The organism is Kitasatospora sp. NPDC001132 (assembly GCF_053598415.1).
Genome location: NZ_JBSFKF010000017.1, coordinates 61,248 through 77,394, shown reverse-complemented (window position 1 = coordinate 77,394; position 16,147 = coordinate 61,248). Strand labels below are relative to the sequence as shown.

The following is a 16,147-nucleotide window of genomic DNA, read 5'->3' as shown; positions in this document are numbered from 1 at the left end:
TCGACATCGGCCCGCCGGGTGCTCGGAGATTTTTTTCGGTTCACCCGGGCGGCGGCGGTCAGCCGGTCCAGCGGTGGCTGTAGAACTCGAAGTCCAGCGCCTGCCCGTCGAGAGCGGCGTGCAGCTCGGCGACGGCGGCCCGGGCCGCGGCCCGCACGGAGGGCACCCGGCAGTCGGCCGCCAGCCCGTGCAGCACGCGGTAGCAGTCGCGCAGCTGCCCCTCCTCCTCGGGCGAGAGCCGGGCCGCGGCGGCGGGGGAGTGGTCAACCGGCTCGTTCGTCATGGAATCGCGCTGCCTTCACTTCGAATCGGGGGAGGCTGCCGGGGTCGGCCAGCTCGACCTCGGGGCGCAGGCCGAGCTGGCGCTTCATCTCGGCGCCGATGCGTGCGCAGAGCTCGGCCTGGTCGGAGCGGCGCGCGCCCGGTGCGGGCCGCGGTTCGACCCGGACGACGACGGTGTCGAGCCCGCGCACCGTCCGCAGGACCGTCTGGTACTCGCTGACCTGGTCGAAGCCGCGCATGATGTCCTCGATCATCACCGGGGTGACCGAGATGCCGCGGATCTTGCGCATGTCGTCGGTCCGGCCGAGGATGCCGCCGTCGTACCAGTCCCAGCTCCGGCCGCAGCCGCACTCGTGCCACGGCCGCTTCACCACGAGGTCGTCGGTCCAGTACCGGAAGATCTGGATGCCCTCGCGGCCGAGCGCCGTCATCACGCGGACGCCCTGCTCGCCGTAGCCGACCGGCTCGCGGGTGACCGGGTGCAGGACCTCCTCGATCACCCCGGGCTCGATGATGTGGCAGCTGCCCGCCCTCGCCGGGCACTCGAACATGAAGACGGTGGCGAGTTCCGTCATCCCGGCGAAGTTGTACACCCGGGCGCCGAAGGCGTCGGCGATCGCGCGCGCGGTCGAGTCCGGGCGCGGTTCGGCGCCGGTCACCACGATCCGCACGTTCGCCTCCGCGGCCAGGTCGACGCCCATCTCCCGGGCCGTCTCCACGAGCCTCATCGCGTAGGTGGGCGTGCAGCCCAGGACGTCGATCCGCTGGTCGACCAGCAGCCGCACCCGGCTGCGGGAGTCCATCGAACCGACCGGGACGACCATGCTGCCCATCCGCTCCAGGGCGTAGTGCATGCCCCAGTAGCCCATGAACAGGCCGTACCCGAAGGCGACGCAGCCCCGCTGCCCGGCCCGCACGCCCGCGCCGTACAGGGCCGTGCACCACATGTCGACGGCCCAGGTCCAGTCGCGCGCCGTGTCGAAGGTGCGGAACGGCGGGTTGCCGCTGGTGCCGCTGGTCTGGTGGTAGCGGACGGCCAGGGCCGGATCCGTCGAGGGGATCGTGCCGTACGGAGCCGGCTCGGCCTGCTGGGCGGCGATCAGGTCGGACTTGTACACCAGCGGCACCCGCTCGGTGTACTCCTCCAGGGAGGCGATGCCCTTCGGCAGGCGCTCGCGCCAGAACGGCGAGTGCTCGGCGTGTTCCAGGGCGCGCCGCAGCTTCCGCCACTGCCAGCGCACCAGTTCCTCGCGCGGCATGGTCTCGGTTCTCGGGTTCCAGTACGGGGTGTCGGTCGGCAGGGGCGTCATGACACCACGTCGGTCTCGATGGGCGCCGGGCGCAGCACGCAGAGGTCGGCCCAGCCGGCCGCGAGCACGGTGTGGACCTGGTCGAGGGTCCGCAGCGCGTCGTCCACCATGACCGCGATCCCGGCCTCGTTGCGTACCGCGTCGGCGAGTCGGAGGACGTCCGAGGGCTCGTCGGCGGCCCCGCGGGCCTCCAGGAGCAGCAGGTCCGCGCCGTGTTCGGCCAGCCGCCGGGCCAGCGCCACGAGCGGACCGGACCCGGTGGACCGCGGGCCGGCCGGGTCGGGGCCGAGCGCCACCGCGAGCGGGCGGGGGGAGGGCCAGGCGGCCCGCAGCGAGTCCAGCGCCGCGAGGACCCGCTCCGGAGGGCCGGCCGCGGGCTCCGGCCACGGCTCGGCGTGGAGGTCGAGCAGCAGCATCGCGCAGCCGTCGTCGACGGCCTGCCGGGCGAGCTGCCGGTAGCTCCCCGGGTCGTCCGCCGGGGGGAGCCGGCGGCAGGTCGGCGCGGCGGCCCCGTCCACCGGGCCGGGTTCCGGGCCGAGCACCAGGGCGCTGCCGAGCGTCCCTGGCGTCCCGGCCTCGCTGACCAGGCGGTTCTCCAGGTGCAGCCCGCCGATCCGCAGCGGGGCGAACGCCGGCGGCGGCGCCAGCTGCGTCTGCCGTCCGGTCGCCCGGCTGTGGAACCAGCCGTCGAAGCGGGCCGAGAACTCGGGGTCGCGGGCCGCGATGTCGGCGTGGGTGATCCGCCAGGACCGGGCCACCAGCTGGTACGCGAACTGGGTCGGCTCGTAGTCGGTGTAGCGGTGCAGGTTCTCGAAGTAGCGCTCGGACCTGCGCGCCGCCTGCTGGAACTTCTCGACCCGTGGCATCCGGGCCCGCTCGAAGCGGGCCAGGGCGTCGGTGAGGCTTCCTGACCGTGCCCGCAGTTCGTCGGCCAGCACGATGGCGTCCTCGATCGCGAGCCGGGTGCCCGATCCGATCGACCAGTGCGCGGTGTGGGCCGCGTCGCCGATCAGGACCACGTCGCGGTGGTGCCAGGTGGCGCAGCTGAGCTGCCGGAAGTTGGCCCAGGGCGCGCCGTTGGACCGGATCGGCCGTCCGTCGAGGTCCGCGGCGAAGATCTCCTCGCAGCGGCGCACCGACTCCTTCTCGTCCAGCTCCGGGAACCCGGCCCGCTGCCAGGTCTCCTCGGAGACGTGGATGATCATCGAGCTCCAGGGCTGCCCCGACGGGTAGCAGTACCCGTGGAAGCGGCCCCACTCGGTGTCGCGGAAGATGTAGGTGAAGTAGGGGAAGACCTTGTCGACCCCGTACCAGACGTAGCGGAACGCCGACTGTTCGAACTCCGGCCGGAAGACGTCCTCGTGGGCCCGCCGGACCACCGAGTTCACGCCGTCGGCACCGACCACGAGGTCGGCCCCGGAGTGGTCGTCGAGGCTCTCCACCCGGTGGTGGTGGTGCACCCGCGCGCCGAGCCCGGTGGCGGCGTCGCGCAGGATGGCGAGCAGGGCGGCCCGGGGGACGCCGTGGAAGCGGTTGCCGTTCACCAGCAGCCGGGAGGAGCGGTACCGGACGTCCACCGGGGTCCAGGTGGTGCCGGCGGCGACGATCGCGGCGTGCGTCGCCGGGTCCACCCGCCCCAGTTCGTCCAGCGCGCCCTCCGGGAAGACGACCCCCCAGCCGTACGTCGTCTCCGGCCCGTTGCGCTCGAAGACCCGTACGTCGTCCGCGATTTCGTACCGGCGCAGGAGTACGGCGAGGAAGAGCCCGCCGGGACCGCCGCCGATGATGTCGACCCGCATGTGTCTCACTGTTCCGTTGGGGATCCGTCAAGGAGGGTGGCCGCCTTCCAGCGGCCGATGTGCTCGCGAAGTGCGTCCGGGCGGGCCGTGGGCGCCGCCCGGGACAGCACGCTGATCAGCCGGCTCCCGACCACCACGCCGGCCGCGTCCGGGGCGAGGGCCCGGATCTGCCGCTCGTCGCGGATGCCGAAGCCGACCAGGAACGGCCGGGCGGCCGTCGCGCCGAGCCGCCGGGTGAGGCGGGTGGCCTCGTCGAGGTCGAGGTCCGCCCCGGTGCGGTCGGCCAGGTTCCGGTACGTCAGGTGGGCGGCCGCCGACTCCAGCTGCCGGACCCGCGCCGGGTCGGCGGCCGGAGCGATCCCGGGGACGGCGCTGAGGCCGGCCGCCGCGACCCGCTCCAGGTCCTCGGGCCCGTCCGGGCGGGCGAGCACCAGCGCGTCCGCCCCGGCCGCGGCCGACCGCGCGAGGAGCAGGTCCCAGCCGAGGTCGGCGACGGTCTGCGGGTACACCAGGAGCAGCACCGGGAGGTCCGCCGCGGCCCGGCGCAACTCGCCCAGCCACTCCCAGAGTTGCTCCTGGTCCGCCCCGCGGGCGCGTTCGAAGGAGCGCGCGATCTCCGCACCGCGCGGGCGGGCGCCCGGAGTCGGGATGCCGAACTCGAGCATGTCCGCGCCCGCGTCGACCGCCGCCAGGGCCAGGTCCGGCCGGTCGCCGGTCAGCGGGTCACCCAGCGTCAGGTAGATCGCCAGGGCCCGCTGCCGTGCGGCGGCCAACCGGTCCAGGCAGCGTCCGAGCCGGTCGCCGGGACCGCCGGACGAGGCCGGTGGGAGATCGTCGGACACCTCCTAGGCCCTCGCCGCGTCCCGCAGCGACCGGACGGTGGCCGCCGGGTCGTCGCTCTTGGCGATGGCCGTCCCGACGAGGATGCAGTGGGCCCCGGCGTTCGCGGCCCGGGACACGTCCGCCTCGGAGTAGAAGGCGCTCTCGGAGATGACCAGGAGGTCGTCCGGGCAGCCGGCGATCAGCTTCTCGCTGAGGCTGACGGTGCCGTCGTCGAGTTCGAGTGCCGTGATGTCCCGGTTGTTGATGCCCACGGCGACCGCGCCGAGCTCGATCGCCCGCTCCAGCTGCTCGGCGTTGTGGACGCCGACCACGACCTCCAGCCCGAGGCGCTCCGCGCGGCTCTTCATCGCGCCGAAGAGCTCCGGATCGGGGACCGTGCTCAGCGAGATCTGCACCGCGTCGAAACCCGCCTCGTGCGACTCGTCCATCTGGTCCACCGTGCGGAAGAACTCCTTGCGCATCAGCGGAACCCCCGCCACCCGGCGGATCCTCCGGGCGATCGGGATGCTGCCGCCGAAGAAGTCGGGGTCGGTGGGGGTCGAGAGCGCGTCCGCGCCGCCGTCGAGCAGCACCCGGACGTAGGGCTCGAGCTGCTCGTCGGAGATCAGCTCCCCGTCCCGTGGGGACCGGCACTTGACGTCGACCATCAGGGCCGGCCGGCGGTCCCGGCGTGCGGTGGCGAGTACGTCATACAGGCTCAGGCTGTTCATGATCCTCCTCTCGGGTCGGTGCCACCACATTGTGGTCGGCCCCGGTGCGACGGACTTCTTCCGTCGTGCTGTGACGGATCCGGTCGGAGACCTTGACCCAGCGCGCCAGCAGGTCCGCCGCCGCTCCCGAGTCGACCGCCCGGGCGGCCCGCGCCAGCCCGGAGGCGAGGTCCTCCTCCAGGGATCCGGTGAAGCCCGTGTACGCGGCCAGGGCCGCGGCCGCGTTGAGCAGCACCGCGTCCCGCACCGCGCCGCGTTCGCCGCGGACCAGCCGGCGGACCGTCTCCGCGTTGGCCGCCGTGTCCCCGCCCCGCAGGTCCCGCGGCCGGGCCCGGGGGATGCCCAGCGCGACCGGGTCGAGCGTGCGCTCGGTCACCGTGCCGCCCTGGACCAGCCAGACCCGGCTGGTGGTCGTGGTGGTGAGTTCGTCCAGGCCGTCGTCGCCGCGGACCAGCAGCACGGTCGCGCCGCGCCGGGCGAACACCTCGGCCAGCAGCCCGGTCCGCTCCGGGAAGGCGCAGCCGACCAGGGCGTGCGACGGCCGGGCCGGATTGAGCAGCGGCCCGAGCAGGTTGAAGACCGTCGCCACGCCCAGGGCCCGTCGGGTCTCGGCGATGTGCCGCAGCGCGGGGTAGCACACCGGACCGAACAGGAACCCGATGCCGATCTCGGCCACGCAGCCCGCCACCGCCTCCGGTTCCAGGTCGACGGCGACCCCGAGCCGCTCCAGCACGTCCGCCGAGCCGGACCTGGACGTAGCGCTGCGATTGCCCACCTTGGCGACGGTGGCGCCGGCCGCGGCGGCCACCAGCGCCGCCATGGTCGAGATGTTCACCGAGTCGGACCGGTCGCCGCCCGTGCCCACGATGTCGAGGGCACGGGCGGCGAGCCGGACCGGACGGGCGTAGCCGAGCGTCGTGTCGGCCAACGCGCCGACCTCGGCCGGGGTCTCGCCCTTCGCGCGCAGCGCCACCAGGAAGCCCGCGACCTGGGCCGGGGCCGCGGCACCGGACATGACGCGGCCCATCACCCAGGCGATGTCCTCGGCCGAGAGGTCCCGGCCGTCCAGGAGCTGCTCGATCAGCCGCTGCCAGCCGGGCACCGCCCGGCCGGCGACCGGCTGACTACGCGCCGGCAGCGCTCCCATTCCCGCCCCCCGGCTCGTCGTGCCGGGCGGCCGCACCGACGACCGCCGGAACCTCCGCCGGACGGGCCTCGATCAGCGACGACCTCGCCGAGCGGTCGATCCCGACGAACTCGAACCCGCTCTCGGTGAGCAGCCGCCGCCAGGAGCTCTCGCTGCGCTCGCGTCCCCCGAGCAGCACCAGCATGTGCAGGTCGAGCAGCTTCGCGGGGTGCGGCCGGGAGTCGTCCGGGATCACCTGTTCGAGGATGAGCAGCCTGGCCCCCGGCCCCATGGCCCGGTGACAGCTGCGCAGGATCTCCACGGCCCGGTCGTCGGACCAGTCGTGCAGGATCTGCGCCAGGACGTAGACGTCGCCCCCGGACGGGACCTCGTCGAAGAAGTCGCCGCCCACCACCCGGCAGCGCTCCCGCAGTTCGCCCCCGCCGAGCCCGGACAGCGCCTCGTCCGCCACCTTCGGCAGGTCGAACAGCACCCCGCGCAGCTCCCGGTGCCGGGACAGCAGGGTGCCCAGCAGCGTGCCGTTGCCGCCGCCGACGTCGACGACCGTGCCGACCCCGCTCCAGTCCCGGTCGAGCAGGGGCAGCAGCCGCAGCGTCACCAGCCCGGCCTGGCCCTCGTTGAAGGCGGCCAGCTCCGCGGGGTGGTCGCCGAGCCAGTCGAACATGGGCTTGCCGAAGACGGTATCGAAGGCCGCGCGGCCGGTGCGCAGCGAGTGGCCGGCCGCCGTCCACGCCTGGTACGCCTCGCCGGCCATCAGCGAGGCGAGGTGGTGCAGCGAGCCGGGCGCGTCGCGGTGCAGCAGCGCGCCGAGCGGGGTGACGGCGAAGGTGCCGGCGGGCTGCTCCACGAAGAGCCCCTCGGCGGTGAGGACCCGCAGGAAGCGGTGCAGGGCGTCCGGGTCGGCGCCGACCCTGCGGGCCAGCTCCGCGGCCGGGACGGCCTCCTCGCCGAGGCTCTCGACCACCTTGAGTTCGGTGACGGCGAAGATCGCCTGGGAGACGATGTACCCCATGATCTTCCGGCGCAGCAGGCTGTTCTGGTCCTCGGGGTCGGGCATGGTGTTCTCCGTCGGTCGCGGCGGTCTCCGGTCGTGGTCGCGGGTGCGTTCCCCCGCGCCCCGCAGGTCCGGGAAGAGTGGTATCGCGGCGGTGGCCTTCAGGTAGTCGGCACCGGTGGTGCCACCGGTGCCGGGGGAGTCCTTGATGATCTTCCGGGTGATCCCCCAGTGGGTCCGCTTCATGGCGCGCCAGCTGTCGTCGAGCCGGGCCATCGCCGCGGCCACCGGCTCCAGCGCGGGCTCCCCGAGCACCGGTGCCAGCTCCTGGAAGACCTCCTGGAGGGTGGGGCTCGGCACCTCGACCCGGGCGACCTTGTCGTCGGTCGCCGTACGGGGCCGCGGCGCGGTGATCCGCTCCACCTGCCGGTAGGCGCGGGACTGGATGGCGCTGCGCCCCTCGGTGTGCGCGCGGATGATCGCGAAGCCCTCGCGGGACATCGTGGTGAGCACCCGGTAGAGGATCGGGGTGCTCTCCACCCGCTCGGCCGCGGCCTCGAGTTCGGCGACCGCGGTGCTGAGGTCCGCGGCCCGCAGCGCCGTCAGCGCCCGCTCCAGACACCGGTACGTCCGCCGGTAGACCAGTTCGAAGAGCTGCACGCTGCGCACGAACATCAACTCGTCGTGGACGGGCGTGGACGGGAGCATCGAGATCTCGGCCGCCTGCCGGACGGCCTCCGGCGTCGCGTCCAGCGCCGCCTGCGCGAGCCGCCGGCCGAGCGCGGCCAGCGCCGGGTCGTCCCGGTCGAGCGTCCGGACGAACCGCGCCGGCGGCACCACGCCCCCGCGTGCCCCCGGCGCCAGTTCGGCCACCCGCGCCAGGGCCTGGGCGACCGCGTGGGTCCGCACCCGCTGCCAGTGCGCGTCCGGCGTCACCGCCAGGGCCTCGCTCTCGGCGAGCAGGAGGTCGGCCAGCAGGACGCGGATCTGGGTGTCGAGGCCCGGGTCGGTCTGCGACTCGCCGTCGGCGGCGGCCAGCCGTTCGAGCATCGGCACGAGGAGGTAGGAGTCGTAGTCGCCGTCGTCCTGGTCGAAGGTGCTCGGCAGCCAGTCGAGGAGCAGCCGCCGGTCGGGCGGCAGCCGGTGGTCCGGCAGCGCCGTTTCGGCCAGCCTCCGCTCCAACCCGCGTAAGGCGTCGACCAGTTCGGGGGAGGCGTAGTTCCGTCCCGTGGTCTGGAAGTGGTCGAGGATCTCCTTGAACGGGAAGCTCTCCGGTGACCCGCGCTCGCCGTCGGTCTCCAGCCCGGCGGTCCACTCGGCGAGGCGGGCCAGGGCCGCCGCGGAATCCGGTCGGTCGCTCGGGCGGGCTCCGCGGAGGCTGATTCCCGCCACGCCGGTGTGCTGCGGCCACTCGGCGGTCGGGCCGGCCGGGGCTCGGCCTTCGGTTCGGACGGACGGGGACTTGTGTTCCGATAGGTACATGCCACACCTCGTGGAATAGTGGCGGGATGGCCGCCGTGAGGTGGATCGGGGATCGGTCTCACATCTCGCTGCGGATCGCCCAGAGGTCCGGGAACACCGGCTGGTGCAGGGTGCCGCGCAGGTACGCGGCACCGGCGGATCCCCCCGTGCCGGGCTTGGCACCGATGATCCGTTCGGCCATCTTGGCGTGCCGGTAGCGCCACTCCTGGATGAGTTCGTCGAGGTCGAGCAGCCGCTCGCACAGCTGCGCCGCCACGCCGTCGTCGCGGTAGACCCGCAGCAGCACCGACTGCACCGCCTCCGAGGGCTCCTGGGGCAGCGAGACGTCCCGGTGCAGGCGGTCCTGCGGCACCGGGTAGCCGTGCTGCGCCAGGTAGCGCAGGACGGAGTCGAACACCGGCGGCCGGGTCATGGCCGCGGTGATGGCGGTCCGCTCGGCACTGTGCTGCGGGTACTGGCTGACCATCGCGTCCCCGCGCCGGCCGAGCACCGCCTCGATCTCGCGGAACTGCGCCGACTGGAAACCGCTGCCGTTCAGCACCGACCGGAACGCGTTGAACTGGTCGGCCGTCATCGTCTCGATCAGGCCGACGTGACCGACCACGGCCCGGAAGACGGCGAGCAGCCGGTTCAGCCGGCGCAACGAGCCGCCGCTGTCGCCCTCGGACAGCGTTCGCTGCATTTCCGCGAATTCATGGAGGATCAGCTTGAAGAAGATCTCGTGCGCCTGGTGGACCACGATGAAAAGCAGCTCGTCGGGCACGTCGGTGCGCGGCCGCTGCAATGCCATGAGTTCGTCCAGTGCGAGATATGCGGAATAGTCCAGAACCGCTGTGTCTTCGCCCGTCACAACCCACATCCGATTCGAGTGGTGAATCTTGAGCTGGAATGTCCGCCAGGCTAGCGGGCGGCGCCGAAGGTCAACAAGGCGAGGATGGGGAGTTCAGCAATCCGGAAGATGTGACGTGCCGTCAGGGCGGTGCCCCGCGGTCACCGTGGGGCCGGTGACCGCGGGGCGCGCAGGACCGTCAGGTCAGTGACCGCAGGGCCAGGACGGTGGTCAGGACGTCCGCGTGCGAGACGTAGAGGCCGTTCAGGCCGAAGCGCAGCAGGTTCGGCGGCCGCACGTCACCGGTGATGCCGCGTTCGACCAGGACCGCCATGAGCCGGGCCGCCTCCGGATGGCCGAGGGTCAGCTGACTGCCCCTGCGGCCGTCCTGGCGCGGCGTCACCAGCTCGAAGCCCCGGCCCGCCAGGTGTTCGTCGACGCAGGCGATGAAGAACCGGCTCAGCGAGAGGCTCTTCCGCCGGAGCTGCCGGAGGTCGACTCCGTCGAAGACGTCCAGTGCCGCGTCCAGGGCCAGCAGCGACAGGACCGCCGGTGTGCCGATCCGGCAGCGGGCGATCCCCTCGGCCGGCCGGTAGTCCGGCGTCATCGCGAAGGGGTCGGCGTGGCCGTTCCAGCCGGTCAGCGGCTGGTCGAGGCGGTCGTGGTGGCGGCGGGCCGCGTAGCCGAAGGCGGGGGCGCCCGGGCCGCCCGACAGGAACTTGTAGCCGCAGCCGACGGCAAAGTCGACGCCGTCCCGGTCCACCGCGAGCGGGACGGCGCCCACCGCGTGGCTGACGTCCCAGACCACCACGCCCCCCTCCCGGTGGGTGGCCGCGGTCAGCCGGGCGAGGTCCCACAGCTCGCCGGTGCGGAAGTCGACGGCGCTCGCGGTGGCGACGGCCAGGCGCTCGCCGCAGTCGGCGAGCGCCTCCTCGAACCCGGACACCGGGGCCTCGCGCAGCTCCAGGCCGAGCATCCGGGCCACCGAGGCGGCCAGGTAGCGGTCGGTGGGGAAGCCCGCGTCGTCCATCAGCAGGATGTCGCGCCCGGGGCGCAGCCGGGCGGCGGCGGTCAGGGCGTTGAACAGCTGGACCGAGGTCGAGTCGCCGGCCACCGTCTGGCCGGGGGCCGCCCCGAGCAGCCGCCCGAGCCGGTCGCCGACCCGCAGCGGCGCGTCCCACCAGCCGTCCTCGTACCAGCCGCCGATCAGGTGCTCGCCCCACTGCTCGGCGACGACCCGGCGGACCCGCTCCGGCACGGAGGCCGGCAGCGCGCCCAGCGAGTTGCCGTCCAGGTACACCGTGCCCGGGGGCAGCAGGAACGCCTTGCGGGCGGCGGCGAGCGGGTCGTCCCGGTCGAGCTGCGCGGCCACCTCGTGCGTGGTCACAGGCCCACCTGCGCGAACACCGCGGCGCCGAGCCCGGTCGTCGGATCGGCCAGGTCGAACGGCAGGTCGAAGTGGTTGCGGTCGGCGGCGACGAGCTCGCGCACCACGGCCGCGCGCGGGCCGACGGCCCGTACCAGGTCGTCGTGCTGCCGGGCGAACTCGTCCGTCTCGGCGCCGCCCCTGGCCACCACGAGGGCGGGCAGGCGCGCGGGCAGCCGCAGGATCGGGCTGAGCCGGGCCGCCGCCGCGGCGTCCAGCCCCAGCGGCTCGTTGACGTAGGTGTGCCGCAGCGGTTCGAGGTCGTAGACGCCGCTGAGCAGGACCGCCCCGGCGAACGCGTCGGCCGGGTGGCGGCCGCCCGGCAGCCAGTCGTCCAGCAGCGCCATCAGGGCCAGGTGGGCGCCGGCGGAGGAGCCGCCGATGTGGACGCGGTCCGCGTCCACCCCCAGCTCCCGCGCGTGCTCCAGCAGCCAGAGCAGGCCGCGGCGGACCTGCGCGACGATCTCGTCCAGCCGGTACTCGGGCGCCAGCCCGTAGCCCAGTGCCGCGAACGCGGCGCCGGCGGGGACCAGGCCGCGGGCCGGGAAGGACGCGTCGTCCTTGCTCAGCTCCTGCCAGTAGCCGCCGTGCAGGAAAACCACCAGCGGCGCGTTCCGGGAGCCCGCCGGAAAGAAGTCCAGGGATTCCGCGGGCGAGCGGCCGTAGGGTATTCCACGGCGGACCTCGAAATCCGCCCGGGCTTTCTCGCTGTCGCCGGCGTACCGGTCCACGAAGACGGTCAGGTCGGGCACGCGGGAACTCGGCGAGTACTGCCGGTCCAGGGTGCGCTGGTCGTATCCGCGATACACCGGCGATTCCATACGGGGCCTCTCCGTTTCTGCCCGGCGCCGCCACCGGCGCCGGGCGGGTCGAGTTTTCGGTCAGCGCACCCGGCGCGCGAAGGTCCGGACGTCGCCGACGAACAGCTCGGGCTCCTCCAGCGCCGCGAAGTGCCCGCCGCGCTCGAGCTCGGACCACTGGGCGAGGGTCGGCAGGATCCGCTCGGCCCACCGGCGGATCGGCCGGACGGCGTCCTCGGGGAAGACGGCCACCCCGACCGGCGCGGCGAGCGGCCACGGGCCGGCCCAGGTGCGGATGAAGTCGGCGTCCAGCCGGTTGGACTCGTAGTAGAGCTGGGCGCTGGAGCCCGCGGAGGCGGTGAACCAGTAGATCGCCGCGTTGGTCAGCAGCCGGTCGCGGGCCACCGCGTCCTCCGGCACCGTCTCCGCGGCCGTCCACTCCTTGAACTTCTCGACGATCCAGGCGAGTTGGCCCACCGGGGAGTCGGTCAGACCGTAGCTGAGGGTCTGCGGGCGAGTGGACTGGATCTTCCGCCAGCCGGCCCCGTCCTGCTCGAAGTTCGCGGCGAACTGCAGCCGGGCCAGGTCCGCCTCGCCCAGGTTCGCGAACTCGGCCGGGTCCTGCGGCGGGAAGGTGGCGAGCATGTTGAGGTGGACGCCCGCGACGTGCGCCGGATCGGCCAGGCCGAGCTGGAGCGAGACCGGCATGCCCCAGTCGCCGCCCTGGACGAGGTAGCGGTCGTAGTCGAGCCGGTGCATCAGCTCGGCCCAGGCCCGGCCGACCCGGGCGGTGTCCCAGCCGGCCTCCTGGGGGCGGCCGGAGAAGCCGTAGCCGGGCAGCGAGGGGATGACCACGTGGAACGCGTCGGCGGGGTCGCCGCCGTGCGCCCGCGGGTCGGTCAACGGCCCGATCACGTCCAGGAACTCCGCCACCGAGCCGGGCCAGCCGTGGGTGATGATCAACGGCATGGCATCCGGCTCCGGCGAGCGCACGTGCAGGAAGTGGATGTCCACGCCGTCGATCTCGGTCAGGAACTGCGGGAACGCGTTGAGCTGCTCCTCGGCCTTGCGCCAGTCGAAGCCGGAGCGCCAGTACTCGGCCAGCTCCTTCAGGTAGCCGAGCGGTACACCGCGCTGCCAGCCCACGCCCGGCAGCTCGCCGGGCCAGCGGGTCGCCGCGAGCCGGCGGTCCAGGTCGTCGAGGGCTTCCTGCGGGATGTCGACACGGAAGGGGCGCATGGTGGAGTCCTCTCGGTGGGACGGTCGGGGCGAAGGCGGGGCAGCGGCGGGGCCGGAAGCCGGCCGGGTCTCGGACGGCGGTGCCTCAGGCGGCGAGGGGGGTGTTCTGGTACGAGGCGATCCGCCAGTCGGCACCCTGGCGGGCCAGCACCCAGGTCGCCCGGATCGCGCGCTCGGCCGTCACCTCGGCGTCCCCGGGGGCCAGCACGCCGCCCCGGGTGACCAGCACGGCGACGTCCTCGGCGAGCGGGCGGACCGACACCGGCTCGCCGGTGACCCGGGTCCCCTTGAACGGGCCGGCGAAGGCCTGGGTCATGAAGGCGCGGATCTGCTGACGGCTCGTCAGGAACACGTCCCCGGGCAGGATCAGCGTCGCGTCCTCGGTGAAGACCTCGGCGAAGCCGTCGGCGTCCTGCGCGGCCCAGGCCGCGACGATGCGCTCGGGAACGGCGCGCAGGGCGGCGGCGTCGGGGGTGTTGGGCGCGGGAGTGGCGGACATGGTCTCTCCTTCTCCGGTGGTCCCGGCCGCGATCACGCGGGCCGGGTGACGGCCAGCCTCACAGCAGGCCGGGAGGGGGGACAACTCCCGGATTGCGATGGTGTGTTGCCCGGAACCCGGGGCAGGGCATGCCTCGGGTGCGCCGCAATCCGGGAGATGCGGGCACCCCGGCCGACTGCCAGCCTCGACAGGGCCGATCAACGACCGCGGCCCGGACGGCCAAGCCGTCCCGAGTGGGCCGCCCACTCCGGAGGAGCCCCCGATGACAGCCAAGGAATCCCCGTCCAGGGAAGAACTGGTGAGCCGTGCCGCCGAGCTGGTGCCGCTGCTGCAGAAGAACGCGCTGTGGCACGAGGAGCACCGCCGGCTGTCCGACGACACCCTGGCGGCGCTGACCGACTCCGGACTGCTGCGGATCCGGGTGCCGCGCCGCTACGGCGGCTACGAGTCCGACATGCGCACCGTGGTGGACGTGATCGCCGAGCTGGGCCGCGGCGACGGCTCCACGGCCTGGGTCATGGCGGTCTACGCGATCAGCTCCTGGATGGCCGGCCTGTTCCCGGACGAGGTGCAGGACGAGATCTTCGCCGACCCGGGTGTGCGGGTGAGCGGCATCCTCAGCCCGACCGCGGTCGCCGTGCCGGTCGAGGGCGGTGTGCTGCTGAACGGCAAGTGGACGTTCAACTCCGGTGCGCTGCACAGCTCCTGGAACACCAATGCGGCCGTGCTGATGACCCCGGACGGCCCGCAGCCGATCATGGTCGCGGTCCCGCTGGCGGACCTGGAGATCGTCGACGACTGGCACACCACCGGCCTGCGCGGCTCCGGCAGCGTCACCACCGTCGCCACCGACCTGTTCGTTCCCGAGCCGCGGGTGCTGCCGATGGTCCCGGTGCTCCAGGGGCAGCACCGCTCCCTGGCGAACGCCGACTCGCCCATCTACCGGGCGCCGTTCATGCCCACCGCGTGCGCCACCGTGGCCGCGCCGGCCCTCGGGCTGGCCCGGGCCGCCAAGGAGGCGTTCTTCGAGCGGCTCCCCGGCCGGAAGATCAGCTACACCGAGTACGCCAACCAGGCCGAGGCCCCGGTGACCCACATCCAGGTGGCCGAGGCCGTCACCCGGATCGACGAGGTGGAGTTCCACGCCCACCGCGCCGCCGCCCTGCTCGACACCAAGGGCCCCACCGGCGAGGAGTGGACGCTGGAGGAGCGCGCCCGGATCAGGCTCGACCTCGGCGCGGTCTGCTCGCGCGCCAAGGAGGCGGTGGACATCCTCAACACCGCCAGCGGCGGCTCCTCGATCTACACCACCGTCCCGATCCAGCGCATCGAGCGGGACGTCCAGACGCTCAACCTGCACGGCATCCTGCACCCCAACACCAACCTCGAGCTCTACGGGCGGGTCGCCTGCGGGCTCGGCCCGAACACGCTCTACCTGTAGCCGACGCTCTGCCCTGACAGGGCCGCCACCAGCGGCGGCGGCCCTGTTCGGCATGCCGTCCGACCGTTCCCATCGACCGCTCGGAGACCTCCATGGCAATCCCCGAACCCGTCGTCATCGACCGCACCGGACGTGACATCCACGCCGAGGCCGCCCGGATCCGGGCGAACGGCCCGGTCGCCCGGATCGAACTGCCCGGCGGCGTTCTCGCCTGGTCGATCGCCGACCACGAGACCGCCCGACAGGCCCTCAGCGACCACCGGCTGTCCAAGGACCCGCGCCGGCACTGGACGGACTTCGCCGAGGGCCGGATCGGCGAGGACTTCCCGCTCATCGGCTGGGTGCTGATGGACAACCTCACCACCCGGTACGGTGCCGACCACACCCGGCTGCGCCGGCTGACCGCCGGGGCCTTCACCCCGCGCCGGGTCGAGGCCATGCGCGCCGAGGTCCAGAAGGCCGTCGACGAGCTGCTGGACGAGCTGGGCCAGTGCGAACCCGGCGAGGTGCTGGACCTCAAGGCCCGCTTCGCCCGCCCGATGCCCGCCCGGGTGATCTGCGACCTGTTCGGCGTCCCGGCCGAGGACCGCGCGCAGATCCTGCGCGGCGGCGAGGCGAACATCGACACCAGCCTCACCCCGGAGGAGGCCGCGGCCAACGTCGAGCAGTGGCACCGGGAGATGCTGGAGTTCGTCGACTCCAAGCGCCGCAGCCCCGGGGACGACCTGACCAGCGACCTCGTCCAGGTCCAGGAGGAGGACGGCTCCCGGCTGAACGACTCCGAACTGGTCGGCACCCTGCACCTGCTGCTCGCCACCGGCACCGAGCCGGTGATGAACCTGCTCGCCAACGCGACCCGGGCCCTGCTCACCCACCCCGAGCAGCTGGCGCTGCTCCGCAGCGGCGCGGTGAGCTGGGAGGACGTGATCGAGGAGACCCTGCGCGTCGAGGCGCCGGTCGCCCACCTGCCGTTCCGCTTCGCGGTGGAGGACATCGAGCTCGGCGGCGTCGTCATCGCCAAGGGCGACCCGGTCCTGATCAACTTCGCGGCGGTGGGCCGCGACCGCGCGATGCACGGCGACAGCGCGGACGCCTTCGACGCCGGCCGGCCGGACAAGGAGCACCTCTCCTTCGGCCACGGCGTCTACCGTTGCATCGGCATGCCGCTGGCCCGGATGGAGGCCGAGATCGCCCTCTCCGCGCTGTTCAGCCGCTTCCCCGACCTCGAACTCGCCGTCCCCGCAGGGGAACTTGAGCCGCAGGTCACCTTCATCATGAACGGCGTGCAGACCCTCCCGGTCCGCCTCACGCCGCGAACCCGCTGACACGAAAGGATGGTCGGACCG

13 protein-coding genes and 1 pseudogene are annotated in these 16,147 nt (G+C 73.4%); 2 read left to right on the top strand and 12 right to left on the bottom strand.

Features of this window, described 5'->3' with window-relative positions:
* Positions 1-58 precede the first annotated feature (58 nt).
* The 12 genes and pseudogenes from ACWDBE_RS22630 to ACWDBE_RS22575 form a co-directional block, all read right to left on the bottom strand.
* Positions 59-283, bottom strand: coding sequence for a DUF6052 family protein (locus ACWDBE_RS22630; RefSeq protein WP_449790560.1), 225 nt, complete (start codon positions 281-283; stop codon positions 59-61).
* Entirely contained in the window at positions 264-1,592 is a 1,329-nt protein-coding gene (locus ACWDBE_RS22625; RefSeq protein WP_449808878.1) for a phenylacetate--CoA ligase family protein, read from the bottom strand. The genes ACWDBE_RS22630 and ACWDBE_RS22625 overlap by 20 nt, the downstream gene beginning before the upstream one ends.
* Positions 1,589-3,391, bottom strand: coding sequence for an FAD-dependent monooxygenase (locus ACWDBE_RS22620; RefSeq protein WP_449808877.1), 1,803 nt, complete (start codon positions 3,389-3,391; stop codon positions 1,589-1,591). The genes ACWDBE_RS22625 and ACWDBE_RS22620 overlap by 4 nt, the downstream gene beginning before the upstream one ends.
* A 5-nt stretch (positions 3,392-3,396) precedes the next feature.
* Positions 3,397-4,233 carry a tryptophan synthase subunit alpha gene (locus tag ACWDBE_RS22615; RefSeq protein ID WP_449790557.1) on the bottom strand — a complete coding sequence of 279 codons (837 nt, stop codon included), beginning with the start codon at positions 4,231-4,233 and terminating at the stop codon, positions 3,397-3,399.
* 3 nt (positions 4,234-4,236) lie between these two features.
* A complete protein-coding gene (locus tag ACWDBE_RS22610) occupies positions 4,237-4,944 on the bottom strand; it encodes an indole-3-glycerol-phosphate synthase (RefSeq protein ID WP_449808876.1) in 708 nt (235 codons plus the stop codon).
* Positions 4,945-5,026: 82 nt separating this feature from the next.
* Positions 5,027-6,091: pseudogene (gene trpD / locus ACWDBE_RS22605) on the bottom strand (anthranilate phosphoribosyltransferase); the annotation flags it as partial.
* Positions 6,069-8,477, bottom strand: coding sequence for a methyltransferase (locus ACWDBE_RS22600; RefSeq protein ID WP_449808875.1), 2,409 nt, complete (start codon positions 8,475-8,477; stop codon positions 6,069-6,071). The pseudogene trpD and the gene ACWDBE_RS22600, both read right to left, overlap by 23 nt.
* Before the next feature lie 148 nt (positions 8,478-8,625).
* Positions 8,626-9,426 carry a tryptophan 2,3-dioxygenase gene (locus ACWDBE_RS22595; protein WP_449808874.1) on the bottom strand — a complete coding sequence of 267 codons (801 nt, stop codon included), beginning with the start codon at positions 9,424-9,426 and terminating at the stop codon, positions 8,626-8,628.
* Positions 9,427-9,595: 169 nt separating this feature from the next.
* Positions 9,596-10,783 carry a kynureninase gene (locus tag ACWDBE_RS22590; protein ID WP_449790553.1) on the bottom strand — a complete coding sequence of 396 codons (1,188 nt, stop codon included), beginning with the start codon at positions 10,781-10,783 and terminating at the stop codon, positions 9,596-9,598.
* Positions 10,780-11,631 (bottom strand): alpha/beta hydrolase, encoded by an 852-nt coding sequence (locus ACWDBE_RS22585; protein WP_449808873.1) that lies wholly within the window; start codon positions 11,629-11,631, stop codon positions 10,780-10,782. Before ACWDBE_RS22585 ends, ACWDBE_RS22590 begins: the two co-directional genes overlap by 4 nt.
* Positions 11,632-11,703: 72 nt before the next feature.
* Positions 11,704-12,861 (bottom strand): epoxide hydrolase family protein, encoded by a 1,158-nt coding sequence (locus ACWDBE_RS22580; protein ID WP_449790551.1) that lies wholly within the window; start codon positions 12,859-12,861, stop codon positions 11,704-11,706.
* Positions 12,862-12,946: 85 nt separating this feature from the next.
* The gene (locus ACWDBE_RS22575; protein ID WP_402399514.1) at positions 12,947-13,360 is read right to left on the bottom strand and encodes an SgcJ/EcaC family oxidoreductase; all 414 of its coding nucleotides are present in this window, start codon (positions 13,358-13,360) and stop codon (positions 12,947-12,949) included.
* A gap of 262 nt (positions 13,361-13,622) precedes the next feature.
* Here ACWDBE_RS22575 and ACWDBE_RS22570 point away from each other — a divergent pair, with 262 nt between their 5' ends.
* Positions 13,623-14,801, top strand: coding sequence for an acyl-CoA dehydrogenase family protein (locus ACWDBE_RS22570; RefSeq protein ID WP_449790550.1), 1,179 nt, complete (start codon positions 13,623-13,625; stop codon positions 14,799-14,801).
* Between the two features lie 92 nt (positions 14,802-14,893).
* Positions 14,894-16,126 carry a cytochrome P450 family protein gene (locus ACWDBE_RS22565; RefSeq protein ID WP_449808872.1) on the top strand — a complete coding sequence of 411 codons (1,233 nt, stop codon included), beginning with the start codon at positions 14,894-14,896 and terminating at the stop codon, positions 16,124-16,126.
* Positions 16,127-16,147 lie beyond the last annotated feature (21 nt).